Origin of the sequence: Bacillus sp. EAC (assembly GCF_002156875.1) — a bacterium.
GTDB lineage: Bacteria > Bacillota > Bacilli > Bacillales > Bacillaceae_G > Gottfriedia.
On sequence record NZ_NCSY01000004.1, the window covers coordinates 232,758 to 256,812 of the forward strand.

Consider the following 24,055-nt stretch of genomic DNA (forward strand, 5'->3'; position numbering starts at 1 on the left):
TATTTAAAAAGGTTAGTGGATAAATAATAATTGTAAAATATCTTTTTTGTGAAAAAAATAAGTCAAAGAAATAGTGGGATTTTTTTATTTTTAATATATAGACCCCTTCGTAATGGGGTTCTAATCAATCATTTAATGACTTTTCAATTAGTAAGTCGAAAAAAGGGTAAGCAAATTTTCTTGAAAGTTTGCTTACCCTTTTATTGGAATGATAAAAATTATGAATAATAATATTGGCTGGTAAGTACAATCATATTATTGAAATCTACTTTCAACTTGTTGACATACTTCTTCAGCAGATAATCCACTCGCTTCAATTACAGATCCTTGTGTTGCTACATTTTGTATTCCCATTACGTCTGAATCAAGTCCTGTCACAACGCAGCAATCACAGCCATTTGCATCAGATTCCTGCTTTAATTCAATCACATCATGCCCTTTTTCACGTAAAACTTGTTGAACATTTGTTAATGATTGTTCTACTCCAATTTTCGCCATAAATAACACCTCCTCAGAAATATAAGATTTGCTATTTTAAGGAAAAATATTCTTTGTATAAAGAAGATTAAGATCTGAAAAATTAATATTGGAGGTGTTTGAAATGGGAAAAACAAAAAAAGATCCATCTAGAGTTGGTTTGGGATCTTCACATGTTCAAGGGCAAGGCACGACTACTAACGAATCAGGTATTGAAATGCCATCTTCTAGAAAAAAACAAAAAAGAGATTAGCAAAAATTTTTAAGTTTTAAATAGTAGACTCTATTAATGTAGATTATTGTTGATATTTAAATAAAGCATCCTAATGTTTTTATAGTCAGTTTGACGTAAAAAAAATCAACAACAATCATTTTAGAAGAGCCAAGTAGTAAAGAAATTGACCACCTAGAAATAGGTGGTTTAATAATTTTATGAAGACATGTAAAGGATTCGTAACCACATATATAGAATAAAGTCATTTAGAATTCAATATGATAATGACTGTTTTGAAAGTACAACATAAAAATCTATCTAAACCATAATAGAAAGTAGTTGAGAAAAATGAATCATATAGTTAATGGTGATGTGGTTGGTCAAAAAATTAAAGATTTAGATGGCGATATTATTGTTTGGAGAGAAATGTATGATTTTGGACCGTTTAATCTAGTTTGGTCATTGGAAGAGACCTACAAAAATAGAGCCATATTTTTTGAAGAAAAGTTAGAAATACCATCTGAATTTTTTATAAAAAATTGCCATGATCAGTATAATTTATTAAATGAGTTATCTAGATTAGAAGAAATTGTATTGTGGTTTGAACATGATCGTTATGATCAAATGATGTTAATTTATTTATTAACTGAACTATCTACTTTAGGATTCAAAAAAATCTCGATGGTATCGATAAATAAGTATCCAGGAATTGAACCGTTTCATGGATTAGGGCAACTGTCTTCTGATCAATTGATTGAGCTTCTAAAGTATAAGAAAGAAATTACAAATGAACAGATTCAAGAAGCTAAATCGGCCTGGAAAGCTTATCAATCAAATGAACTAGATGAAATTAATCATTTTATAGTAAATACAAAACAATATTTACCCTTTTTAAGACAGTCATTTATTACGCACAAGCAATACATACCTACAATAGAAAATGGATTAAATGAAGTAGAAAAGTTATCATTAACATTTGTTGATGAGGGGATAAATTCGTTTGCAGAGCTTTTTAATAAAGTCACTAAACTTAGAGTAAATGATGGATTAAGTGATTTATATTTTTCAGCAATTTTGAGTGAATTAACTGTGGGAACAAACCCGTTATTGAAAGTTGATAGTCCATTACCAAATTATCTTAATCCTATGCCAAAAGCAAAATTAGAATTAACGAAAAGTGGCAAAGAAGTGTTAAAAGGTAGATTGAATCGAATAGACTTACTTGGAATTGATTGGTGGCTTGGTGGGATTCATCTAAAAAAAGAAGTTATTAATTAATAGTCAAAATACAATTACATACAAAATGAAAAAATAAACCATCTGAATTCAGATGGTACTATTTTTGTTTACATAAAGAAAAGGAACGTGAAAAAATGGATGTAATGTTTAAAACTGAAGAAGCAATATTTAATTTAAGAGTTGCAGGAATTTGGATTGAAGACGGCTATGTACTAATCCATCGAGCGATAAATGATAAAGTTTGGTCATTACCTGGTGGAAGAGTTGAGTTGACAGAAGAATCTCATGAGAGCTTAAAAAGAGAATTTATAGAAGAGTTAGGAATTGAAATTAAGATTGATAGAATGTTATGGTCTGTCGAAAATTTCTTTGAATTTAATGACTCTTTTATACATGAAGTTGGCTTTTATTATCTCGTAACTTCGAATAAAAGGCCATCAGTAAGTATGAATAAACCATTTCATGGACTAGAAGGAGAAAGGTTGATTTATCAATGGGTACCAATTAAGAGTTTGAAAGAGGTAGAATTGTACCCTGTATTTTTACGTGCAAAAATAAATGATATTTCAGATCAAATAGAACATATAGTTGTGAAACAATAAGTAAGACCTTTGGACCTGCGTTATGAATGAGGTGGGATATTTGCGTCCAATATTATTAGGGATTTTTGCAGCATTATTTTTTTCGATTACGTTTATTTTAAACCGATCAATGGAGTTATCCGGTGGTAGTTGGATTTGGAGTGCTTCATTACGTTATTTTTTTATGTTACCGTTTTTATTTATTATTGTATTGCTACGAAAAAACTTAGACGACTTATTTAAGATAATGAAAAAACAATTAGGTAGTTGGTTACTATGGTCCTCAATAGGGTTTGGTCTTTTTTATGCACCAATTTGTATTGCAGCAGCATACTCTCCTGGTTGGCTTATAGCTAGTTCATGGCAAGTAACAATCATCTCAGGCTCACTACTAGCTCCGTTATTTTTTGTGACCAGAGAAAGTTCAAAAGGACCTGAAAAGGTAAGAGGGGAAATTCCTTTTAATGGTTTGAAAATGTCTTTATTCATTTTAGTTGGAATCATATTAATGCAAATTGAAATAGCGAGTAAATTATCAATTTCGAATGTTTTACTTGGTATCATTCCAGTATTCATTGCTTCTTTTGCCTATCCATTAGGAAATCGTAAAATGATGGAAATTTGTGCAGGTAAACTAGATGTATATCAACGAGTTTTAGGAATGACAATTGCAAGTTTACCATTTTGGCTTATTTTGGCAATTTACGGTGTTTTTACAGATGGACTACCTAGTAAAGAGCAAACTTTTCAATCGTTAATTGTAGCAATTTCATCTGGTGTAATTGCGACCGTTTTATTTTTCCAGGCAACAGATCTAGTTAGAGGTGATATGCAAAAACTTGGGGCGGTTGAAGCGACACAATCGATGGAAGTATTATTTACAGTAGCTGGTGAATGTGTATTACTTTCTTCACCTATTCCTTCATTTATCTCTTGGATGGGCATGTTCATAATAATGCTAGGAATGATATTACACAGCATTATTTCTCAAAGAGATAAAATGTCACAACAAAATAAAAAGACTTTAAGTTTATGAAATTAGTTTTCTTAGCTGACACAGTAACTTAAGAAATTAAATTAAGGATAATACTTCTGACCAAGTCTCCAAAATATGATTTTTCAGACTGCTGAGATATCTATAAACTATATGAATCAGATTGAAGGTGAAATATTGGAGTTTAAATATGAAGAAATTAGTAACAAAGTGATAATGCTCGACGTGGCAAACAGAGTTTCAATTATGCCACCAGATGATTTTAGTTTTAATGAGTGTTTAGTATTTTTAGCGAGATCTCCTAATGAAATATTGCATACAGTTCGAGATGGTTCACTGTATAAGTTAATTAAAATAGATGAAAAGTTAATTGTAATAAAAGTATTTCAGGAGAATGAAGTGATTGTTATTGAGTTTTCAAATCAATCTCTTGATAGAAGTACAAAGTTAGCAGCCTCGTATTATGTATGGGATTTATTTGATTTAGGAAGAGATTTGAAAGATTTTTATAAGATTGGATTAAAGGATAAAGTTTTAAATCAAGTAATCACTAATCATTTTGGTCTTCGAATCATTGGTATTCCAGATTTGTTTGAAGCATTATCCTGGGCAATTATGGGACAGCAAATCAACCTGACTTTTGCCTTTACATTAAAAAGAAAGTTTGTTGAAAAGTATGGAGAAAGTTTTAGTTGGGATAACGAAGTATATTGGTTATTTCCTGTTCCTGAAGTAATCGCGAAACTAGAGGTTTCTGAATTAATGAGTCTTCAATTTACAAAAAGGAAAGCTGAATACGTAATTGGAATCGCAAAATTAATGTCAGATGGAATATTATCAAGAGAACAACTCTTAGACCTTCCGAGCTATGAAGAGAAATTGAAAACTTTAGTTAATATTCGTGGTGTAGGTAATTGGACAGCTGACTATGCTTTGATGAAATGCTTAATGGAACCATCAGCTTTTCCTATTGCAGATGTTGGATTACATAATGCATTAAAAACTCAGCTCAAATTAGAGAAAAAACCTTCGATTGATGAAATTAAACAATTAGCGAAGAACTGGAAAGGTTGGGAAGGTTACGTTACGTTCTATTTATGGAGATCACTCTATATGTAAATTAAAATATTAATTCTCTAAAAGTTATTTTTGTAATCTTTAATTATTGAAAAAATGGCCATTAAAATTGTAAATTCTTCTCATATTTAAATACATAATTGAGTTTTGCTGTTAAAATATATGTATTAAGTATAGATGGGGGAACATCATGAAGAAGTTAATTCTCGTAACTTTAATGGCTTTAATTGGTATAACTGGTTATTTCCAATTCACAAAACCGGTGCAAGCAAAAGCTGGCACAAAATTTACTGTAAAACTAGCAAAATGTATTGATGGGGACACAGCAAAATTTACGAAAGTTGGTACAACAAGATTTCTATATATTGATACTCCTGAAAGTACGATTACGGTTGAACCATATGGTAAAGAAGCTTCTGCTTATACATGTAACTTATTAAATAAAGCAAAGACAATACAACTCCAATACGATGGTCCAAAGAAAGACAAATATAATCGAACTCTTGCATGGATTTGGATTGATGGTAGATTAATTCAAAAAGATATTATAAAAAAAGGTTATGTTGAAAAATTTTATGATTACGGCACATATTCATATGAAACAGAATTAAGAAACCTACAAGCAACAGCTCAAAAACAAAAGGTAGGTTTGTGGAGTAAGAGTAAACCAGTGGCAACTAAACCTAATACAAATAATAAAACACAGAATTTCGCAAACTGTACGGAATTAAGAAAAGTTTATCCTAACGGAGTTCCGAAAGGTCATAAAGCTTACCAAGCAAAAATGGATCGTGATAAGGACAACTATGCATGTGAACGTTAAAAACACCTAATGAAGGTGTTTTTTTTTGCTGTTTTCGTAAACATTGTTACTATTAAAAAGCATTTTCTTGATTTCTACTCCAGGATGCTCGCTTTCCGTGCGGCGTGCAATAGCCAACTGGGCCAACGCGATGTGGGTCATGCATGCGTTACGACAGGAAGTCTTGATATTTGCATGCCTACCTTTTTAATCCTTGTGTGGTATCACCTGTCCCGCTACTCCCACAGGAGTCTCGCACCTTCCGTACCAATCATTTCTTTAATTATAGTTTTTTTAAAAAATCCTATTAAAAACAACAATCTTTTAGAAAAGACCTTTTTTTAATAATTAATTTCCTCTTCGAATCCCTGAAAATAATAATGTGAAAGTTCTTCGAAAAACAGTCTTAATTTAAAAGTTTCAATTTATAAGTTGGTAAATTCAAATATAGTTGTTTATTAGTCTGATAAAATAGATAAAATAATGGTAATGGGAATAATGATTGGAGAGATGAATGATGAAAATAACAGGATTTGGTGGAATCTTTTGGAGAACTAAAAATATTAATGATTTAAAAAAATGGTATAAAGAAACATTACATATTTCAATGGAAGAGTGGAATGGCACAATCATAAAACCCGAACCCGATAATGAAACCATCTTTTCATTATTTAAAGAGGAAAGTGATTATTTTCCTAAAGAACAGTCTGTCATGCTAAATTTCCAAGTAGATAATGCAAAAGAATGGATAGAACATTTCAAAAAAATTGGTGTATCCCTTCTGAAAGAGCCAGAAATAAGCGAGTACGGTACTTTTGTATGGATAGCCGATCCTGATGGCAGATGGATTGAGATTTGGGAAAAACAAGATTAAATTAACAGAGAAATAATAGGGGGATTCTGATGAAAGTTAGTAAACAGAATGCTGAGCATTATATTTGGGGAGAAATGTGTGATGGGTGGCATTTGGTCAAAAATAATGAATTAAGTGTTATTCATGAGCAAATGCCTCCAAATACAGCTGAAGTTAGGCATTATCATTGTAAAGCACAACAATTTTTCTTTGTATTAAAAGGAAATGCTACAATTGTGGTGAATGGAGAAATCGTCGAATTAATAGAAAATGAAGGGATTGAAATTCCTGCTAACACTCCTCATCAAATGTATAATAAATCAAGCGGAAATATTGAATTTTTAGTTATCTCACAGCCAAATAGTAAAGGTGATCGTGTAGTGGAGTAATGGAATACAATATTTTGATTAAATAATATGAAACTAGTAATGTTCAGATAAAGGAGTTTTGATTTATTAATAGAATAATATAATTGCTAAGATAGGACTTTTTCGTTTACAGTGGAAAGGTAGCAGATTTTAGTGGATGTCATCAATATTGTTTAACTGAGCCTGAAAATAAATAGAAAAAGTAAAAAGAGGAAGAGTTTATGATTACATATATTAGACGATTATTTAGTAAGGAAACGACAAATCAACCTTCATTACCAGTCAAAGAACCTCGTGCTCTTTCTAAACAAGAAATCGAATTCATTATTAATGAGCTAACAAAGAGACAGTTGAAATGTTTAAACGAGGGGGAAAATGGAAGAATCAGTAAAAATGATGGAGATGTGGAATTTAATAAACTAATTACAAACAGATTAATTAATAATTTAACATATAAAATTCCATTTCTAGAAATCGAGTTGGTTTATTTAAATAGTGTGTTAAGAGGGAAGAAAAAAAAGCCAATTCATTATAAATTATTTCACGAAGTTAAAGATTCCGATTCAACGGTAATAACTGATTTGGTCATTAATCAAGGTTATTCATTTGTCCCTACAGTGGGTTATTTAAAAATTGGGTAAAATCTCATAGTGAAAAATAAAAGCCTGCTATGCTAAACAGGCTTTTTCGTTTATGTCCAATTTAATGTTATTCGCTTATATTTTCATTGCTTGTTATTGGTAAATCATTAACCTCGTACGCTACTCTAATACCAGACTCAATCGCCCCTTGAATCCAACCTGGGGCTGTGGAAGTATGATCTCCTGCAAAATGAACATGTCCTTCAGGTGTAGCTATATGAGGAGAGATTTCAGTTTGTTGGTCAGGTTTGAAGATAGCGAATGCACCGCCAGAAAAGGGATTTTTAGCCCAGCTAAATGTGGTTCCGGTTAAAAACTCATCATATATTTCTTTCCCATAAATATAAGCTAAATCTTCCAATGCGTTTTCTATTTGTTCTTTTTCAGTTAAACTATCCCAAAGTGTTGCATTATCTTCCCACGTATAACTTGCTAAAATCACGCCAGGACCACTAGTACCAACCGACTGGCTAGGGAAATAAGAATATCTTACTGGTAAATCGGAAATCATTTTACCTCCAACAAAGCCTTCTTTTTCCCAAAATCTAGTTTTAAATTGTAATCCAATTTTAGTTGAGGCAACATAATGTAATTGTCTAATTGCTTTATATTTTTCATAAGAAAATAAATCATGAGGGGTTACTTTTATAAAATTCAATAGTGAGAATGGTACGGTGATGATTGCTAAATCTCCAGTAAAAGCGTATGGTTGTGAGGTTTTCGTATCAATTGTATGAATTGTTACTTGTGAATCATTTTGTTCAATCTGTCTCATCTTTTGATTAAAGTAGATATTTTCATGCAATTGTGGAAGAAAAGAGTAAGGTAGTTGGTCATTGCCTCCTTTTATTTCATAAAACTTTAGACCAGGAGTAAATAAGATCATTACTTCTCTAAGTAAGGCTGTGAAAGAAAGCTCAGGAAATCCCTCGAGTCCAAGAATTACTTTAATCATATCAATTGCGCCTATTGATAATCTTCTACCATATGGATTGTACTTTAAGTAATATTCCATTGAGTATCGATCGAGCAATTTAATAACGATTTCCCAATTTTTTTTAGGATTTTGTTTAATAAAATCGGAAACTGGCTGAATTGCGTATTCTACTAATTCTTCTGCAGTCTTTCCTTTTTCAGATGGTGCTGTAGGAAAGTTAAGAATATCTGGATTCTTTTCATAAATCGATTGGATTGTCCGAACAGCATTGACGTAAATAATATCATTTGGCGTGCTATTAATAAACTCTTCAATGGGAAGGTTAAATTTACGTATATATTCTAATACGAGTAAATGAATAGAAGGGATTCGCATCGCACCATTTTCCATATATTGCCCTGCAAAAAATGAAGTTCTATTCGTAAAGATTCGTCCGCCAACTCGATTATTTCCTTCGATTATTGTGACTTGATGCCCCGCTTCTTTTAATAGAGAAGCCGCTACTAAGCCAGATATACCAGCTCCCACAATGAGAATATTTTTAGGTTCTAAGGTTTTTGGTAGTCCTGTACGAATCGTTTGAAGCATTTGTTCCTCTGTTAAAGGACTCTCCATACTAACTGATGGCATATGTTCGCTCCCCTACCATTTATTTAATAAGATTAGATTTATAGAATCTTATTCAAAAGTAGGGGCATATAGAAGGTTGTTTTTAAAGATAAAGTGAAAATTTACTTGTGAAAAGAAAATAAAAAGAGCTTGAAAAATCAAGCTCAGTGGATAAAAATTTGGGTATCTATCTTTTGCGTCTAAATAAACCAACAATGAAGACAATGATTGCGACGATTAATAAAATATGTATTAAACCGCCTGCAATGTGGAAAGTAAAATAGCCTAAAACCCACAATATTAACAGAATAAAAAATAAAATCCACATAGGTTTTCATTCCTTTCTTTTTTTACTGTATTATTACGATGTCCAATTTTTCTTTTCATATCCAAAGTTATAAAAAGCAAAAAAAAAGAAGCTTTCACACATCAAAGCTTCGTTTTTTTATTTTTTTAAAATTCATCAAAAACAGTATAAGGCATCTGTCTTTTATGTCTAGATTTATTAAACCAAGATTCTATTTTTGCTTGTGAATCAGCACTTATTTCTTTGCCTTCTAAGTAGTCATCAATATCATCATATGTAACACCTAATGCTACTTCATCTGCTAATTGAGGTCGATCCTCTTCAAGATCGGCTGTAGGTACTTTTTCATATAATTTTGGTGGACAGTTCAAATCTTGTAAAAGCATTTTTCCTTGTCGTTTGTTTAGGCGGAAAATGGGACAAAGGTCAGCTCCACCGTCTCCATATTTTGTATAAAATCCGGTTATCGCTTCTGCAGAATGATCAGTCCCTAAAACTACACAACCATTCATTGCTGCGATGCTATATTGAGCTTTCATTCTTTCACGAGCTTTTTCATTTCCTTTTGCAAAGTCAGTTAACTGAATACCAATATTTTTTAATGTTTCTACACTAGCATCAACTGCTGCTTTAATATTAACTGTATATAATTTTGTTGGTTGAATAAACTCAAGCGCAAGTTGGCAATCTTCTTCATCCATTTGAACGCCATATGGAAGTCTAATAGCAATAAATATATATTTTTTTTCAGATTGTTCTTCATTTAATTCGTTTACTGCTAATTGAGCAAGCTTACCTGTTAATGTAGAATCTTGGCCACCAGAAATCCCTAATACAAAGCCATTTAAAAAAGGATGTTTTAAAAGATAGTTTTTTAGAAAATCGATACTTCTTCTTATTTCTTCTTTTGGATTAATGACAGGATTTACTTTCATTTCTTCAATAATTTCTTTTTGTAATTTGTTCAATCTTCATTCTCCTTTTGATACAAATTATATTTCTTTATATATGCATAACATTCTTCAGGTAATAAATATCTTGGCTCTCCACCTTTAGCAAATTCTTCTCGTATATAAGTAGAGCTAATCTCCATTGCTAATCCTTTATCAATTAGATGAAATCTAGAGCCATTATCATTATTTCGAAGAAGAGGGGAACGAGAAATTGTTTTTAACATATCAATTCCGTCACGAGCCATAACAATAAATTTATTTTCTGAAACTAGCTGATCCCCATATTTCCACTTTCCTTCAGCAATATCTTCTAAAAGGTCAGCACCCATTATGAAGTAAACTTCATCTTCACTATACTTCGCTTTAAAATGATTCATCGTATAATAAGTAAAAACTTCCCAAGCTTCTTTACTCATTTCATAATCATCTGCTATAAATTTTGAATTATTTTTTATAGCTAGATTCAACATATTCCAGCGATGATCATCCGTATTATGTAATTGTTTGTCTCTTCTTTTTGACGAACATGGTAAGAAAATAACCTTATCTAATTGACATCGATGTGCAATAGTACTAGCAGTCCATAGATGAACATTTGTGATTGGATCAAAAGAACTGCCGTAAATTCCGATTTTAGCCATTATTCATTTCCTCTGTTTTCTTCCTAGCTTCCGCTATTTTTTCCATTTTGTTATCCCAACACTTTTGACTTAAATCCACTGGATATTCTTCAGGGTTTAACGCACGCTTGTATTCTTCCCATAATAAATTTAAATTTTCTTCAGCAAAAGCTTGAATGTCATTAATTCCTGGTAATTTATAAACAAGCTCGCCATTTAGGAAGATTTGATGGTGTAGTTCTCTTGCTTCAAAATTTGTAACAAATTTACTAATATAAGGATGAATTGGATGGAATAGTTTAATTTTTTCTTCAGATTCAGGATCTTCCTCTTCCAATGCAATATAGTCAGCTTCTGCATGATGATTAACAGTATTAATGATACGATAAATTCTTTTTAGACCAGGAGTTGTTACTTTTTCTGGATTTTGTGAAATTTTAATCGTATCAACCATTTGACCATTTTCATCTTCAATACTAACTAATTTATAAACAGCTCCTAAAGCAGGTTGATCATAGGCTGTAATCAGTTTAGTACCAATACCCCAAGAATCAATCTTTGCTCCTTGTGATTTTAAATTTAAAATCGTATATTCGTCTAAGTCGTTAGAAGCAACAATTTTTGTATTTACAAAACCAGCATCATCTAACATTTTCCTAGCTGCTTTAGACAAATAAGCTAAATCTCCACTATCTAATCTTATCGCGGCAAAGTTGATTTTATCTCCTAATTCCTTAGCTACCTTAATAGCATTTGGAACGCCGCTTTTAAGCGTATCGTATGTATCAACTAAAAATGTACAATTGGTATGACGATCTGCGTATTTTTTAAATGCGATGTATTCATCTCGATAAGTTTGTACAAGAGCATGTGCATGTGTACCTGAAACAGGAATATTAAACAACTTGCCTGCGCGCACATTACTCGTCGCATGAAACCCGCCAATAAAAGCAGCCCTAGCTCCCCAAATAGCAGCATCAAACTCTTGAGCACGTCGAGTACCAAATTCCATAAGTGTGTCATTACCAACTATATGTTTAATTCGTGAAGCTTTTGTAGCAATCAGTGTTTGGTAATTTATTATGTTTAATAAAGCAGTTTCAATTAGTTGAGCCTCCAGTAATGGTGCTTCAATTCTTAAAATCGGTTCATTTCCGAAAACTAATTCACCTTCTTGAAGCGCTCTGACTGAACCTGTAAATCGGACTGTAGCTAAATATTGAATATATTCTTTGTTATACCCAAGTTCATTTTGAAGATATTCTAAATCAGTGTTGCTAAACTTGAAATTTTGCAGATAACTGATTAATTTTTCTAAGCCTGCGAATATCGCGTATCCATTTCCAAAAGGTAGCTTTCTGAAATATAGTTCAAATACAGCCATTTTATTATGTATATTGTCTCCCCAATAAGTCTCTGCCATATTGATTTGATATAAATCAGTGTGAAGTGCATAGCTATCATCATGATAATTAAAATTCATTCGCATTTCCGCCCTTAATAGATTTTTGAAATGAGTAAATATCAGTCAATTTCCTATTTTTAAATTGGATTTATAACTAATACAATACTTTTAGTATGAGCATCGAATAAGAATAGTAACATGTAAACATGTACATACATCATTTAAATTAATTATGGCTTTTTTATCCATTTAATAATCTCTTCATTATTTTTGAATTGTAAGATTATTAAATGATTTGTAGAAAGTTTCACAAGACGGTATAGACTAATTACTATAAATTAAAAGGAGAACAATAATTTCAATTTTCACTTCAATCTTATTATAAGTCAAACCATATGAAAACCTAAATATGGAAATTTATTTTAAGTAATAATCTAATTTTCATTATCAATCTCAACAAAATAATGAGTTTTAAAAGGATTCATTGATCATATGACGAAATCATTAAAATAATTAACTAGTATTTATTTTGTAAATAATTAGTATTTGAGGTGAAAGAATGAAGATTTATCAAGCAACAAATAGCGATCTTAATGGAATTACAAGTTTATTTAATGAGTATCGAATGTTTTATAAACAAGAGGAAAATTTAGAGGGAGCTCGCGATTTTATTTATGAAAGATTTCAACAAAGTGATTCGGTTATTTTTACAGTTGTAGAAGATGGCGAATATTTAGGATTCACACAACTGTATCCTTCATTTTCTTCCGTATCAATGAAAAGGCTCTGGATATTAAATGATTTATTTGTAGTCGAATCAGCGAGAAAAAAAGGTGTCGCGCAGATGTTATTAGATGCTGCGAAAAATTTCGCAATCGAAACTAATGCAAAATCCATAGAACTACAAACAGCCTTTGATAATAAGCAGGCTCAACGATTATATGAAAAAAATAGTTATAAAGTTGAGACGACATTCTATACATATTCACTAAGTTTAGAAAATAAAAAATAGACCTTTTTGTGGAAGGGCTTCTATTAATTGGTCTTTATTTAATGAAGGAACAATCCTAATCTAATACCAGACGTAGAACAATTACTTAGTTCGTTTCACACTGAAGCCACCTAGGAATAGGTGGCTTTTTTATTAGGAAGTTTGATTGATTTCCATAGTATCAAACACTTGAATTGTACGTTGATTTTCATCAATGCTTTCTTCAAATTTACCATTTGTATAGTTTGAAATGACGCTTCTCCAGAATGCTTTGGCAGGTAAGTTTTTTTCTATTTGTGAAATTCGCCATTTGCCTGGAAACATGTTGAATAGATTTTGTGCTACTTCTTTTCCATAACCATGTCCTTTATATTTTTGGATAATGAAAAATTCTTCAATTACATTCGGTGAATTTTCTGCTGAACTTGCTACTAGAGCAAATCCTATATATTCTTCATGAAGTTTAACAAAATAAGCGTGATAGTTTGGATCATCCCAATACCTTTCCAAATTAAAATTTTTATAGGATCCGTTCATTTCTAACTTAAGTGGAATGTATTTATTAAATTCATAAATATAAAATTGCATTAAATTGTGTAAAACTGCTTCTTCATCTTTTTTTACACGTATAAGACTAATCAATATAAACACCACCTCAATTTAGCTTTGTTAAGTAATACTTATTTATATAATAGAAAAATCCTTCTTATTAATTTTTTTTAGGAAATACAAAAGGGAAAAATATGTAAATGGTGAATAAGTAAAAGTGGTAAAAAGAGGATTAAATATTTCAGGACTATTTTATTTTAAGAGAATCGATACTGTATTTCTATACGCATCTGATTTTGAGAAAGCAGTAAAATGGTATTGCACGGTATTTTTGTTTCTGTTAAATGGAATGATTCAACAAATGGATACACTGCATTAAATAGTATGGAACATTAAAATGGTTTGAATTTGAAGATTTAGATAGTAATCGTTTAGGGGTATGTTCACCCCAAAATGAGTTTTATTATAAAGTACTAGAAAGAAGGTTCGGATATGAATAAAAAAATTCTTACTGCAATAATAATTGGCATAACAGCCATTGTAATATCGTCTGGGTATATTATTAAAAACTTTAATACAAAAGAAGAAGCAGTACAATTTATGATTCATAAGGATTTACCGGATCTAAAAAAAGATAACTATCAATTAGTGAATATACCTGGAAGTCGATACGTTCTTTGTATTACAGATATTCCTCATAGTATTTATATTTATAAAACTGCATCAATTTTTAATGTGAATTTTGCGTCGATGTCAGGAGCTGAACACTTGTACGCAGGCGATGGGAAGACAATGCATTATTTAAATGAAAAATTGATTTATGGTTTTGACAAAGATAGACCAGTTAGAAAAGAGATTTTTATAGACAATAAAAAAATGAAAACAGTAGAATTAAATCAGTATTTCTCAAAAAGTAAATACAAGATGAATTATAAAAATTTAGTATTCTATTACCCAGAGAAGCCGATAGAAACATCAAAAAATAATTTAGGATTTACAGAAATCCAATATCATTAACTACTGAACTTACAGCAATGCTAAATATGGTATTGCTATTTTTTTGAAAATTTGAGTGATAGGAGTAAACGAAATGTTTGATCAATCTAATTATGAATGTCGTGTTGAATGGGGAAAACGTGGAGCAAGGGAAGCAGCTGACCGAGGAGATATAACGATTATCGTAGATGTTCTTAGTTTTTCTTCCACAGTCGTATCGGCCGTAAATCAAGGTGCAATTATTTATCCTTATCCTCCAAATTTAGATGGGAAAAGTTATGCTGAGAAGATTGGTGGAGAGTATATATTAGGAAGAAATGAAGCGGCAATTCTTGGAAAAGCAACTCTTTCACCAGTCTCATTTAATAAAGATCACGCGAATAACAAATATGTTTTATGTTCACTTAATGGCGCATTTTGCTGTTGGATTGCTGCAAAAGTGCCTGCATTATTAATTGGTTCTATATTAAATGCATCATCTGTTGCAGCATTTGCAAATCAGTTAAAAAAACAAATAAAAGCAAACGTAACGATAATACCTTGTGGTGAAGTTTGGAATGAAGTGCAAGAAAATGAAGATGCGTTACGTCCATCAATTGAAGATTATTTAGGTGCTGGAGCAATATTAGCCGAATTGGAAGGGACAAAATCGCCAGAAGCGGAAGTTTGTATAGGTGCGTATCTGCACTCTAAAGAAAGAATTAATGAATTAATATGGGAATGTGGAAGTGGAAAAGAATTAAGAATAAAGGGCTTTGAACAAGATGTACTACATTGTAGTCGATTAAATAGCTACAATGTAGTCCCTAAATTGGAAAATAATTGTTTTATTGATGCGCTAAACCATTAAAAAGGATGAAGTATAAGTTCATCCTTTTTAATGGTTGTATATCGAGTATAAACCAACATTTTTTAGTAAGATTTTGGGCTTACTTCCATCTAAGTTAGCTACCCATAGATTCCCAACAATACCAAATTCACTTTTTCGTAACCATGTTATTTTATTCGAAGAAGAAGCATAAATTGGGTCATAATCACCTGCCCCGCTAGGAGGGTTTGTAATTTTTTTTTGTTTATGATTATGAAGGTCGATCACATATAAAGCAGGCTTAGGTCGTTTCTTTTCATCATTCGACCACTCACTTTCTTTCACTCTTGATACAACAATCGATGAATCATTACACCAGGAAAATGCTAATTCTGCAAAGCTAGGCGGAGTTAGATTTGCCGAAGTAAAGGCTGGCATTTCTGTAATTTTCATTTTTTTATTTTTATAACCGAATACTAATCTGCCACCACCAGCGATATATCCTAATATATTTTTAGTTTGAGCCCATTTGGGATCATCTAAATGTAGAATAATTTCATCTTGAACTTCAAAAACTTTTCCATTAGAAGATATGATACATAACATATCACTGTCCATCGACCAAGAAGCTGTAGGATTAACAATGAATGAAATCCATTTTTGACTTGGAGAGAATTGAAAGGAACGTGCATTAATTGCTGGAATCGTTGTATTTCCCTTCGTTAAACTCTTAGGAATGACAAAGAATTGTTTAACATGGTTAGTTAAACTAGCAAGATTTTTAAAATCTTTGGGCAACGAAATTTTATATAGGATAGGGTTTGTCCAGCCATTTGGAGTTAAGGAAGCGGCTGAAGAAGCAATAAAACCTTTTCCGTTTGGAAGCCAATTATAATCATCAACACCTAAAGCAATATTATAAAAGTTCGTGAAATCAGAAATATTTAGTACACCGTAATCCTGAAAAGCAACAATATTCTTTGTAGGAGACCATTTAGGGTTCTGCCCATCACTGAATATTTTTTCTTCATTCTTAGTTTTCATATTATATACCCATATCTCAGAACGAGACGGATACGAGGCAGAAGGACCAGTTGGTATTTCTTTTTGATACAGAAGATAATTTCCATCATAAGACCACTCTGGAGTATATTGATAGACCCCCGGTACTTTTGTAATTTTTTCTTCTTTGTTACTGATTTTTACCCAAACAAAACCATCTCGAACAAATGCAATTTTTAATGGTTTATCAGTAGTTTCTGCCTTTGCAAAATTAGTGGCAGTTAAATTAAAGACTATTAACATAAAGATAAGAATTTTTCGTTTCAATCAATCACCTCGAGATCCAAATTAGGTTTATTATTCTCAAGGAAATCAATAAATATCAATATAGTTATTCTCGCAAAAGAGTAACAATTGCTTTATAGAAATAAGCATTGTATTTTTCAACAGGATAAATAAAAAAGTAAACGAATAGTATTATTAAATGGAAAAAAAATGAAATGGCTTAAAAGATTTCAATTGAAAACGACCCTCAAACACTTTTCTAACTCTAGATGAAATTCCTAAAACATTAGAAAGCCATTTAAAAGAAAATGGAAGCTAAACATGTTACTTGATAATTGATTTGATTCAAATTAGGAGGTTATCGAATGTGGTGGTGGATCCTTATATTGGGTTTATTTTATTTACCAATGTTTTATAAATTAAATAAGAGAATTAGTTTATTAGAAGATGAGATAAGAGAATTAAAAGGTATAAAAAGAATTTATTAAAAGTAATGTACTTCTAGAATTTATAAAAAAGGTGAGCCCCAACCATGTACAAATCTAAATAGAAATAAAAAGGATGAAAATGCGATTTATATTTATCATCATGGTTTAATTATTTACCTCATGGTTTGCTAATACTTCCGCAAAGAACTTTGATTTTTATAGGAGCTGTGGATTTGAGATAAAGGATTTATCCGAAAATGGTGTCTGTGTATATCAGGGGTTTATAAATGCAAGAAAGCATGGGAATAGATTGTTTTAATCTTAATAGATTTAATTTAAGGGGATATCTAAAATGAATAAATGGATTGGGGCAGCCGGAGTTTGCATAAATAACGAAAATCAACTATTAATGGTACTTCAAGGGAAACCGGAAGAAAAGAAAGTTTGGACTGTTCCTTCAGGTGCTCTAGAGCTTAATGAAACGATAGAAAATTGTTGCATAAGAGAGATAAGAGAAGAAACTGGATATGAAACGCGTATTGTAAAACCATTATTTATTAAGGAAGGTATTTCATACGGAATAACAGTAGAAGTACATTATTTTGAAGTAGAAGTTATTGGTGGTAAAGCACAAATTCAAGACCCTGATCATTTAATATATGAAATTGCTTGGAAAACTTCTGATAATATAATGAACCTGAAGCTTGCCTTTTTAGAGGACCGTGAATTATTAATAGGCTTACTAAAAGAGAAAAGTGAGAAAAACAACATATTGAAAAAATAGGTATGCAATCATTTAAAAAGCCGCACGGTTAGCTTCCGAACGGCTTATTTCTATAATCTAATATTCTTCGACAGTTGCAATATAAGGTAGATTTCGATAGTTTTGTGCATAATCAATTCCGTAACCCACAATGAATTCATCTGGAATTACAAATCCTACATAGTCTACAGGTAAATTAACTTTTCTTCTTTCTGGTTTATCTAAGAGTGTGCAAATTTTAATGTCTTTTGGCTTATGCATTTGTAGGTGGTCTCTTAAAAAATGTAAAGTCAAACCACTATCGATGATATCTTCAACTACAACTACATTTTTATTTGTAATATTTGCATCTAGATCTTTAAGCAATTTTACTTTGCCAGTCGATTCGGTTTGGTTACTATAACTTGAAACTGAAATAAAATCGACTTTAATATCACCTTTCATTGCACGTATTAGATCAGCGGCAAATACAAATGAACCTTTTAAAACGATAATTAATACAATTGGTTCATTGTTAAAGTCCTTCTCAATTTCTTCACCGATTTGATTTACCCTATTTTTAATTTCAGCTTCTGAGATTAACGTATCTTTAATTCTGTATGGCATGTAATTAACCCTCTTTTACTAAGATAATTAGTGCGTTTAAATCATTCTCATATATTATTAAAACATACATAAGTATATCCAGTTTTACAATTTTTACTAAACTTATAATAGAAATTAATATTTTTGAGGTGAAATGTAATGGTTAAGGAAAATCAAGAATTAAATATCGTTATTGGTGCAGGTGAGAATAATAATAATCCTGGTTGGCTCCATACTCAAGAAGAAGAATTAAATTTAATGATAGAGTCAGACTGGGAAAACAAATTTCAACCTGGAGCAATTAATAAGATACTAGCTGAACATGTATGGGAGCACTTAACATTTGAAGAAGGTGTTCTAGCTGCAAGAGTTTGCTACAAGTTTTTAAAAGCTGGAGGACATGTCCGTTGTGCTGTACCTGATGGATATTTTCCAAATGAAGAATATCAACGAACTGTAAAAATTGGTGGACCTGGACCACTCGACCATCCAGCTGCTAGTCATAAAATTGTTTTTAATTACCACACGATTACATCAATGTTTGAAAAAGCTGGTTTTACTGTTCAATTACTCGAGTATTGTGACGAAAATGGTGAATTTCACTTTATAGAATGGAATCCAGGGGATGGTGTGATTTATCGTTCAAAACCTTATGATCATCGTAATCAAAATGGAGAACTAGGATTTGTATCTTTAATTGTAGATGCAATAAAACCGAATTCTGATATGAAATAGGAATCAAGATAAATTAAGCTAAGTTTATAGTGGTGAATGAATTTTAATGAAGTACCTTCAGTTTGGTAATAATAGCCATATACCAAATTTGGAGGTTTTTTTATGAACGAAAAAATTGACTATAATGGCTTACCAAAACATTCAAAGCCTTTATGGAGAAGTGGTTTAAACGTACCTACGTTCCCAACTTATAATGATGATCAGGAATTTGATGTTGTAATTGTCGGTGGAGGAATTACTGGAATCACAGCAGCATATTTTCTTACACAAGCTGGAATGAAAGTAGCACTGCTTGAAGCAAATAAAATACTAAATGGAGCGACAGGTCATACAACCGCAAAAGTAACAGCTCAACATGATTTAATCTATCATGAGATGATTGAACATTTTGGATTCGAAAAGACGAAAATATATTATGAATCAACTAAACATGCGATGAGTTTTATTAAAAAATACTGCACTGATAATCAGCTAGATTGCAATTATGAGATTCAAGATGCGACTATTTATACAAATTCAGATGCATACATAACTAAATTAAAACAAGAACTAAGGGCATATGAATTACTAGGAATAGATTCCTCACACTCAGAAACAATTCGATTGCCGTTACAAACTAAATTTTCTATTTCAATGAACAAGCAAGCGCAATTCCATCCTTTAAAATATTTAATCAATTTATTAAAAGAATCAATTGAAAATGGATTAAGTGTACATGAGGAAACGGTAGCAATTGATGTTGAAACTGGGAAGATTCTAACCGTAATCACTCAAAGTGGTAGAAGAATTAAATGTAAACATGTAGTAAGTGCATCTCATTTTCCTTTCTATGATGGGAACCAAATGTTCTTCTCTAAAATGTACGCTGATCGTTCATATGTTTTGGCAGCGAAGCTTAAAACACAATTTCCAGGAGGGATGTATTTAAGTGCAGAGGATCCAAAAAGATCATTAAGAACCATTAAATTCAATGATGAAGAATTAGTCCTTATTGGAGGGGAAAGTCATAAAACTGGCCAAGAAACTCGTACAATGAGTTTTTATGAAAATTTACAACAATTCGGCGAAGAAACGTTTGGGATTGAAGAGGTAAAATTTAGATGGTCTACTCAAGATTTAATTACGCTCGATAAAATGCCCTATATAGGACGTCTATCTAAGAAGAATAGTAATATTTATGTAGCTACAGGATTTCGTAAGTGGGGTATGACAAATGGCACCGTATCTGCGAAGTTAATTAGTAATTTAATTTTAGAAAAAGAAGCAATAGATGCAGAATTATTTTCACCTTCTAGATTTCAAGCAGATCCAAGTATCAAACATTTCTTAATGCAAAATATTGATGTTGCAAAACACTTGATTGAAGGGAAGCTAGAGCCAGTTTCTCGTAAAGTAGAAGATTTATATACTGATGAAGGATCTGTCGTTAGCATAGAGGGTAAGAGAGTTGGAGCTTATAAGGATGTAAATGGAAAAGTACATTGTGTGGACACTACTTGTACTCATCTAGGTTGTGAAGTTGAGTGGAATAACGGTGAAAAATCATGGGACTGTCCATGTCATGGTTCTAGATTTTCCATTTATGGAGAAGTATTAGAAGGACCAGCAGATTCACCTTTAAAACAAGTATTTTTCAATAATTAACATTTCAACAATTTTAAGATAGAGAGAATTAAATTAGAGGAGAAAAAGATGAACAAAAATAAAATAGCAGTCATTACTGGAGCAAGTCGCTTAAATGGGATTGGAGCTTCAATTTGTCACGCATTAGCTGACGATGGTTTTGATATATTTTTTACATATTGGACTAATTATGACTTAGAAATGCCATGGGGTGTTGAAGCTAACGAGCCAATCAAATTGAAAGACGAATTAAAAAGCAAAGGGGTAAAAGTTGCATCTCTCGAAATTGATTTAACAAAAGAGGATGCACCATATGAACTCTTTCAAAGAGTCATAAGTGAACTTGGAAACCCGAGTGTATTAGTTAATAATGCTGCTTATTCTACAAATAATGATTTTACAAATTTAACGCATCAAGAGCTTTATAAACATTATGCTGTAAACATTCAAGCTACAACTTTATTAAGTATCCTTTTTGCTCAAAATTTTAAATCTACGTACGGTGGTAGAATTGTTAATATAACATCAGGTCAATTTAAAGGGCCGATGCCAGGTGAACTTGCATATGCGACAACCAAAGGCGCGATTGATGCATTAACGATTACATTAGCTGCAGAGGTTGCAAAGTTAGGAATCACAGTAAATGCAGTAAATCCTGGTCCTACAAATACTGGATGGATGACGGATCAGATTGAAAAACAGTTATTACCTGCATTTCCATTTGGTCGAATAGGCGAACCTCGTGACGTGGCTAAACTAATTAAGTTTCTAGTAAGTGAAGATGGTGACTGGATTACCGGCCAAATTCTACATTCTGAAGGTGGATTTATGCGCTAAAAAAGCTGCATGATATTAAATAAAACATTTAAATAAAAAAACTGTGTAAAGCGTGAATCTTTACACAGTTTTTTATTTAGAATGAATTGCATCATATTCCATTACATAGCAATCTCTATACTCTCCTTCATGCCACTCATGCTTAGGGAGTAGTTTAACGCGCTTAAAGCCGCATTTTTCATAACAAGAAATGGCTCTACTATTCCATGTTTGAGGATCCATTACTACCTTATCAGCTTTAAGATGATTTACTAAGTATTCAACTGTTGAAGATACTAATTGCCTACCAATTCCTCGGTTCCAAAAATCTACTTCTCCTATAAATTGATCCATACCAAATAAAATATCGGTAGAATTTTCATATCCATATTCATTTTTTGAATAATCATCTAGCTTGTAAAATTGAATATAACCAATTTCTTGTTCCTTAAAACTTACGATACACATTTGTACTGCTTCATCTTTATTCAAAAAAACACTTCGTACTTTTTCTTCATCAAATGAGTTATCTCGTCCTTCGTAATACTGTAGAACATTGGGGTCTGATAGCCACTTACTTAAAAAGGGAGTATCTGACTCATTTAATTGACGAATCGTTAAATTATCTTTTTCAAAAATCATTATTTTCCTCCTACTTTTAAACAAAAACATATGTGTATTAATTCCGTTTAATAAAAAGAAACCCTTCTCAGAAATTAATAAGTAGAAGGAAATCGTTTAAATCTGAAGAATTTATACACTTTAATTTTATTTTGATTGAAAAATTCAGATTTATTTTTTGACATACAACAAAGAGATTAGTTGCATGTGTGAATGGAAATATTCTTATTAATAAGGGAGAAATATTTATATGCCTTTATCACGTGAAGTCTTATTGAAACATAGCAATGATATGATAAAATGGGTTCTTTCATTAAAGAAATTATCAGATTGTAAATGGAGAACCGAAATTGCTGAAGGAAAGTGGACGATTGCAGAAATTATTTCACATTTACATGCATGGGATTATTATATGATTGATTCGAGACTCTCGATTCATAATGGGGAATTTCCATCTCCTCCTGATGTTGATGAGTATAATTCATTTGCGGCAGAATACGGAAGAAATGAAACAAAAGGAAGAGTAATAAACACATTTATAAACAAACGAAACAAATTAAATGAATTACTTAAAGGATTTGAGGAAGATGATTTAATCATTCCATTTTATAGAAACTATTCCATTTTAGAGTACTTAGAAGGAACAGTTGAACACGATTTACATCATAAAAAGCAAATTTTACGAATCATAGATTAAAGCAGAAGAGGATCTCATTGTTTGGTGAGTACCTCTTCTTTTGCTAATGTAATTATTCGTGAATTTTTAAAATGATTCGCCCATTCCCATGACCGGTTTGACTTAATTTATGTGCCTCTGCTACTTCATTCAACCGAAAACTTTTTGATATATTAGCAGTTAATTCTTTTTGGGCGATTAATTTCGCTATTTTAGAAAATACTTCGTTAGTTGGTATCTGGGTTGGTTTAATGGCAGTAATATTTAATTGTTTCGCGATTTCAACATTAGGAAAAGCAACAATCGAAACAATTGTCCCTCCTGCTTTCACAATAGACCAAGAACGATCTAACGTATCGCCGCCAATTGTATCAAGAACAATATCTACCTTGTCTACAACTTTTTCAAATTGAGTTTGAGTGTAGTCAATCACAGAATTTGCTCCCAATGCTTTAACAAATTCCAAGTTTTTCGTTGAAGCAGTTCCGATTACTTCGGCACCAACTAATTTGGCAAGTTGAACTGCAAATTGACCGACTCCACCCGCCGCACCGTGTATAAGAACCTTGTTCCCTTTTTTTAAACCACTCTCAGTAATCAACGCATGCCAAGCTGTAGCTGCACCTCCAGATATCGTTACAGCTTCTTCAAATGTTAATCCTGTAGGCATTAATACAATATCACATTCTTTTATTGCTAAATATTCTGTATATGCCCCGTTTGGACTTCTCCCAAATACCATTTGTCCAACCTTTATCTCTTTAACAGATTTCCCGATTGCTACAACAACTCCAGAAAAAGATGTACCTGGAGTATATGGGAAATTCATTGGATTAAATTTTTGGAGATATCCTTGTCTAATTTTCCAATCAATTGGAAGCACAGCTGCGACATGAACACGCACAAGTACTTCATTGTTTGAAGGCTGAGGGCATTCTATCTGCTCATATTTTAAAACATCGGTATTTCCATATTCATGTACTCTAATTGTATTAATCATTGAAGGTAACATATTTCCCCCTTTGAACTTTATTTAAGAACTTTACAGTGTATAAACAAATTGTGTAAACTCAGTAAATAGGTGTAAGTTAAATTGTTGA

Annotated in this window: 29 protein-coding genes and 3 pseudogenes; 21 read left to right on the forward strand and 11 right to left on the reverse strand. The window is 31.7% G+C overall.

Translation table 11 applies throughout. The features are described 5' to 3' along the window. Positions 1-255: 255 nt before the first annotated feature. On the reverse strand, positions 256-498 hold the full coding sequence (locus tag B7R65_RS08605; protein ID WP_088042355.1) for a YkuS family protein: 243 nt from the start codon (positions 496-498) through the stop codon (positions 256-258). A 103-nt stretch (positions 499-601) separates the two neighbouring features. On the opposite strand from B7R65_RS08605, the gene B7R65_RS08610 reads away from it, so the two are divergent. The 10 genes and pseudogenes from B7R65_RS08610 to B7R65_RS08650 all read left to right on the forward strand — a co-directional run bounded on the left by B7R65_RS08610 (position 602) and on the right by B7R65_RS08650 (position 7,246). Then, on the forward strand, positions 602-730 hold the full coding sequence (locus B7R65_RS08610) for a YuzL family protein (protein ID WP_088042356.1): 129 nt from the start codon (positions 602-604) through the stop codon (positions 728-730). A 309-nt stretch (positions 731-1,039) separates the two neighbouring features. Further along, complete coding sequence (locus B7R65_RS08615; protein ID WP_088042357.1) at positions 1,040-1,969, forward strand: DUF1835 domain-containing protein; 930 nt, start codon at positions 1,040-1,042, stop codon at positions 1,967-1,969. 104 nt (positions 1,970-2,073) lie between these two features. Further along, positions 2,074-2,532, forward strand: coding sequence for an NUDIX hydrolase (locus B7R65_RS08620; protein ID WP_256941223.1), 459 nt, complete (start codon positions 2,074-2,076; stop codon positions 2,530-2,532). 40 nt (positions 2,533-2,572) lie between these two features. Then, positions 2,573-3,547 carry a DMT family transporter gene (locus B7R65_RS08625; RefSeq protein WP_088042359.1) on the forward strand — a complete coding sequence of 325 codons (975 nt, stop codon included), beginning with the start codon at positions 2,573-2,575 and terminating at the stop codon, positions 3,545-3,547. Positions 3,548-3,658: 111 nt separating this feature from the next. Next, a complete protein-coding gene (locus B7R65_RS08630) occupies positions 3,659-4,624 on the forward strand; it encodes a DNA-3-methyladenine glycosylase family protein (RefSeq protein ID WP_256941224.1) in 966 nt (321 codons plus the stop codon). Between the two features lie 175 nt (positions 4,625-4,799). Further along, positions 4,800-5,231 (forward strand): annotated as a pseudogene (locus B7R65_RS08635) (thermonuclease family protein); the annotation flags it as partial. Between the two features lie 57 nt (positions 5,232-5,288). After that, a pseudogene (locus tag B7R65_RS22055) lies at positions 5,289-5,405 on the forward strand (excalibur calcium-binding domain-containing protein); the annotation flags it as partial. Positions 5,406-5,901: 496 nt separating this feature from the next. After that, entirely contained in the window at positions 5,902-6,258 is a 357-nt protein-coding gene (locus B7R65_RS08640; protein ID WP_088042361.1) for a VOC family protein, read from the forward strand. Between the two features lie 29 nt (positions 6,259-6,287). Further along, complete coding sequence (locus B7R65_RS08645) at positions 6,288-6,626, forward strand: cupin domain-containing protein (RefSeq protein ID WP_088042362.1); 339 nt, start codon at positions 6,288-6,290, stop codon at positions 6,624-6,626. Positions 6,627-6,826: 200 nt separating this feature from the next. Beyond that, positions 6,827-7,246 carry a hypothetical protein gene (locus tag B7R65_RS08650; protein WP_088042363.1) on the forward strand — a complete coding sequence of 140 codons (420 nt, stop codon included), beginning with the start codon at positions 6,827-6,829 and terminating at the stop codon, positions 7,244-7,246. 67 nt (positions 7,247-7,313) lie between these two features. Here B7R65_RS08650 and B7R65_RS08655 read toward each other — a convergent pair whose 3' ends face one another. The 5 genes from B7R65_RS08655 to B7R65_RS08670 all read right to left on the reverse strand — a co-directional run bounded on the left by B7R65_RS08655 (position 7,314) and on the right by B7R65_RS08670 (position 12,155). Then, entirely contained in the window at positions 7,314-8,813 is a 1,500-nt protein-coding gene (locus tag B7R65_RS08655; RefSeq protein WP_179194817.1) for a flavin monoamine oxidase family protein, read from the reverse strand. Between the two features lie 166 nt (positions 8,814-8,979). Continuing rightward, on the reverse strand, positions 8,980-9,120 hold the full coding sequence (locus B7R65_RS21070; protein ID WP_142288226.1) for a lmo0937 family membrane protein: 141 nt from the start codon (positions 9,118-9,120) through the stop codon (positions 8,980-8,982). A gap of 125 nt (positions 9,121-9,245) precedes the next feature. Next, the gene (gene nadE / locus B7R65_RS08660) at positions 9,246-10,067 is read right to left on the reverse strand and encodes an ammonia-dependent NAD(+) synthetase (protein WP_088042364.1); all 822 of its coding nucleotides are present in this window, start codon (positions 10,065-10,067) and stop codon (positions 9,246-9,248) included. Next, the gene (nadD, locus tag B7R65_RS08665; protein WP_088042365.1) at positions 10,064-10,693 is read right to left on the reverse strand and encodes a nicotinate (nicotinamide) nucleotide adenylyltransferase; all 630 of its coding nucleotides are present in this window, start codon (positions 10,691-10,693) and stop codon (positions 10,064-10,066) included. The genes nadE and nadD overlap by 4 nt, the downstream gene beginning before the upstream one ends. Next, positions 10,686-12,155 carry a nicotinate phosphoribosyltransferase gene (locus B7R65_RS08670; RefSeq protein WP_088042366.1) on the reverse strand — a complete coding sequence of 490 codons (1,470 nt, stop codon included), beginning with the start codon at positions 12,153-12,155 and terminating at the stop codon, positions 10,686-10,688. The genes nadD and B7R65_RS08670 overlap by 8 nt, the downstream gene beginning before the upstream one ends. Positions 12,156-12,636: 481 nt before the next feature. On the opposite strand from B7R65_RS08670, the gene B7R65_RS08675 reads away from it, so the two are divergent. Next, on the forward strand, positions 12,637-13,089 hold the full coding sequence (locus tag B7R65_RS08675) for a GNAT family N-acetyltransferase (RefSeq protein WP_088042367.1): 453 nt from the start codon (positions 12,637-12,639) through the stop codon (positions 13,087-13,089). 132 nt (positions 13,090-13,221) lie between these two features. On the opposite strand, the gene B7R65_RS08680 is transcribed toward B7R65_RS08675, so the two are convergent. After that, positions 13,222-13,710 carry a GNAT family N-acetyltransferase gene (locus tag B7R65_RS08680; RefSeq protein WP_088042368.1) on the reverse strand — a complete coding sequence of 163 codons (489 nt, stop codon included), beginning with the start codon at positions 13,708-13,710 and terminating at the stop codon, positions 13,222-13,224. A 124-nt stretch (positions 13,711-13,834) separates the two neighbouring features. On the opposite strand from B7R65_RS08680, the gene B7R65_RS21700 reads away from it, so the two are divergent. From B7R65_RS21700 to B7R65_RS08690, 3 genes are all read left to right on the forward strand, one after another. After that, positions 13,835-13,996: a VOC family protein gene (locus tag B7R65_RS21700; protein WP_256941227.1), complete on the forward strand. Its 162-nt coding sequence runs from the start codon at positions 13,835-13,837 to the stop codon at positions 13,994-13,996. A gap of 113 nt (positions 13,997-14,109) precedes the next feature. Beyond that, positions 14,110-14,634 (forward strand): hypothetical protein, encoded by a 525-nt coding sequence (locus tag B7R65_RS08685; protein ID WP_088042369.1) that lies wholly within the window; start codon positions 14,110-14,112, stop codon positions 14,632-14,634. A 73-nt stretch (positions 14,635-14,707) separates the two neighbouring features. Then, entirely contained in the window at positions 14,708-15,463 is a 756-nt protein-coding gene (locus B7R65_RS08690) for a 2-phosphosulfolactate phosphatase (RefSeq protein ID WP_088042370.1), read from the forward strand. Between the two features lie 27 nt (positions 15,464-15,490). On the opposite strand, the gene B7R65_RS08695 is transcribed toward B7R65_RS08690, so the two are convergent. After that, complete coding sequence (locus tag B7R65_RS08695) at positions 15,491-16,750, reverse strand: TolB-like translocation protein (RefSeq protein ID WP_088042371.1); 1,260 nt, start codon at positions 16,748-16,750, stop codon at positions 15,491-15,493. A 323-nt stretch (positions 16,751-17,073) separates the two neighbouring features. On the opposite strand from B7R65_RS08695, the gene B7R65_RS21705 reads away from it, so the two are divergent. From B7R65_RS21705 to B7R65_RS08700, 3 genes and pseudogenes are all read left to right on the forward strand, one after another. Further along, the gene (locus B7R65_RS21705) at positions 17,074-17,196 is read left to right on the forward strand and encodes a hypothetical protein (RefSeq protein ID WP_256941228.1); all 123 of its coding nucleotides are present in this window, start codon (positions 17,074-17,076) and stop codon (positions 17,194-17,196) included. A gap of 121 nt (positions 17,197-17,317) precedes the next feature. Continuing rightward, positions 17,318-17,455: pseudogene (locus B7R65_RS21710) on the forward strand (GNAT family N-acetyltransferase); the annotation flags it as partial. 33 nt (positions 17,456-17,488) lie between these two features. After that, positions 17,489-17,920 carry an NUDIX hydrolase gene (locus B7R65_RS08700; RefSeq protein ID WP_088042372.1) on the forward strand — a complete coding sequence of 144 codons (432 nt, stop codon included), beginning with the start codon at positions 17,489-17,491 and terminating at the stop codon, positions 17,918-17,920. 57 nt (positions 17,921-17,977) lie between these two features. Here the strand turns inward: B7R65_RS08700 and hpt are convergent, their stop codons facing one another. Continuing rightward, positions 17,978-18,505: a hypoxanthine phosphoribosyltransferase gene (gene hpt / locus B7R65_RS08705; protein ID WP_088042373.1), complete on the reverse strand. Its 528-nt coding sequence runs from the start codon at positions 18,503-18,505 to the stop codon at positions 17,978-17,980. 138 nt (positions 18,506-18,643) lie between these two features. Here hpt and B7R65_RS08710 point away from each other — a divergent pair, with 138 nt between their 5' ends. From B7R65_RS08710 to B7R65_RS08720, 3 genes are all read left to right on the forward strand, one after another. Continuing rightward, positions 18,644-19,219: a class I SAM-dependent methyltransferase gene (locus B7R65_RS08710; protein ID WP_088042374.1), complete on the forward strand. Its 576-nt coding sequence runs from the start codon at positions 18,644-18,646 to the stop codon at positions 19,217-19,219. A 114-nt stretch (positions 19,220-19,333) separates the two neighbouring features. Next, entirely contained in the window at positions 19,334-20,863 is a 1,530-nt protein-coding gene (locus B7R65_RS08715) for an FAD-dependent oxidoreductase (protein WP_373419561.1), read from the forward strand. Between the two features lie 48 nt (positions 20,864-20,911). After that, a complete protein-coding gene (locus B7R65_RS08720; RefSeq protein WP_088042376.1) occupies positions 20,912-21,679 on the forward strand; it encodes an SDR family oxidoreductase in 768 nt (255 codons plus the stop codon). 72 nt (positions 21,680-21,751) lie between these two features. On the opposite strand, the gene B7R65_RS08725 is transcribed toward B7R65_RS08720, so the two are convergent. Next, positions 21,752-22,300 (reverse strand): GNAT family N-acetyltransferase, encoded by a 549-nt coding sequence (locus B7R65_RS08725; RefSeq protein WP_179194818.1) that lies wholly within the window; start codon positions 22,298-22,300, stop codon positions 21,752-21,754. A 229-nt stretch (positions 22,301-22,529) separates the two neighbouring features. On the opposite strand from B7R65_RS08725, the gene B7R65_RS08730 reads away from it, so the two are divergent. Beyond that, entirely contained in the window at positions 22,530-22,976 is a 447-nt protein-coding gene (locus tag B7R65_RS08730) for a DinB family protein (RefSeq protein ID WP_088042377.1), read from the forward strand. 52 nt (positions 22,977-23,028) lie between these two features. On the opposite strand, the gene B7R65_RS08735 is transcribed toward B7R65_RS08730, so the two are convergent. Then, positions 23,029-23,967, reverse strand: a complete 939-nt coding sequence (locus B7R65_RS08735) for an NADP-dependent oxidoreductase (RefSeq protein WP_088042378.1) — start codon at positions 23,965-23,967, stop codon at positions 23,029-23,031. Between the last annotated feature and the right edge of the window lie 88 nt (positions 23,968-24,055).

Bases quoted from the DNA above. Each gene is read 5' to 3' on its own strand.
- B7R65_RS08650 (WP_088042363.1), top strand. From the start codon at position 6,827: ATGATTACATATATTAGACGATTATTTAGTAAGGAAACGACAAATCAA.
- B7R65_RS08615 (WP_088042357.1), top strand. From the start codon at position 1,040: ATGAATCATATAGTTAATGGTGATGTGGTTGGTCAAAAAATTAAAGAT.
- B7R65_RS08720 (WP_088042376.1), top strand. From the start codon at position 20,912: ATGAACAAAAATAAAATAGCAGTCATTACTGGAGCAAGTCGCTTAAAT.
- B7R65_RS08620 (WP_256941223.1), top strand. From the start codon at position 2,074: ATGTTTAAAACTGAAGAAGCAATATTTAATTTAAGAGTTGCAGGAATT.
- B7R65_RS08685 (WP_088042369.1), top strand. From the start codon at position 14,110: ATGAATAAAAAAATTCTTACTGCAATAATAATTGGCATAACAGCCATT.
- B7R65_RS21070 (WP_142288226.1), bottom strand. From the start codon at position 9,120: ATGTGGATTTTATTTTTTATTCTGTTAATATTGTGGGTTTTAGGCTAT.
- B7R65_RS08730 (WP_088042377.1), top strand. From the start codon at position 22,530: ATGCCTTTATCACGTGAAGTCTTATTGAAACATAGCAATGATATGATA.
- B7R65_RS08675 (WP_088042367.1), top strand. From the start codon at position 12,637: ATGAAGATTTATCAAGCAACAAATAGCGATCTTAATGGAATTACAAGT.
- B7R65_RS08610 (WP_088042356.1), top strand. From the start codon at position 602: ATGGGAAAAACAAAAAAAGATCCATCTAGAGTTGGTTTGGGATCTTCA.
- B7R65_RS08710 (WP_088042374.1), top strand. From the start codon at position 18,644: ATGGTTAAGGAAAATCAAGAATTAAATATCGTTATTGGTGCAGGTGAG.
- B7R65_RS08605 (WP_088042355.1), bottom strand. From the start codon at position 498: ATGGCGAAAATTGGAGTAGAACAATCATTAACAAATGTTCAACAAGTT.
- B7R65_RS08645 (WP_088042362.1), top strand. From the start codon at position 6,288: ATGAAAGTTAGTAAACAGAATGCTGAGCATTATATTTGGGGAGAAATG.
- nadD (WP_088042365.1), bottom strand. From the start codon at position 10,693: ATGGCTAAAATCGGAATTTACGGCAGTTCTTTTGATCCAATCACAAAT.
- B7R65_RS08700 (WP_088042372.1), top strand. From the start codon at position 17,489: ATGAATAAATGGATTGGGGCAGCCGGAGTTTGCATAAATAACGAAAAT.
- B7R65_RS08690 (WP_088042370.1), top strand. From the start codon at position 14,708: ATGTTTGATCAATCTAATTATGAATGTCGTGTTGAATGGGGAAAACGT.
- B7R65_RS08640 (WP_088042361.1), top strand. From the start codon at position 5,902: ATGAAAATAACAGGATTTGGTGGAATCTTTTGGAGAACTAAAAATATT.
- B7R65_RS08655 (WP_179194817.1), bottom strand. From the start codon at position 8,813: ATGCCATCAGTTAGTATGGAGAGTCCTTTAACAGAGGAACAAATGCTT.
- B7R65_RS08670 (WP_088042366.1), bottom strand. From the start codon at position 12,155: ATGAATTTTAATTATCATGATGATAGCTATGCACTTCACACTGATTTA.
- B7R65_RS21705 (WP_256941228.1), top strand. From the start codon at position 17,074: ATGTGGTGGTGGATCCTTATATTGGGTTTATTTTATTTACCAATGTTT.
- hpt (WP_088042373.1), bottom strand. From the start codon at position 18,505: ATGCCATACAGAATTAAAGATACGTTAATCTCAGAAGCTGAAATTAAA.
- B7R65_RS08725 (WP_179194818.1), bottom strand. From the start codon at position 22,300: ATGATTTTTGAAAAAGATAATTTAACGATTCGTCAATTAAATGAGTCA.
- B7R65_RS08630 (WP_256941224.1), top strand. From the start codon at position 3,659: ATGAATCAGATTGAAGGTGAAATATTGGAGTTTAAATATGAAGAAATT.
- B7R65_RS08735 (WP_088042378.1), bottom strand. From the start codon at position 23,967: ATGTTACCTTCAATGATTAATACAATTAGAGTACATGAATATGGAAAT.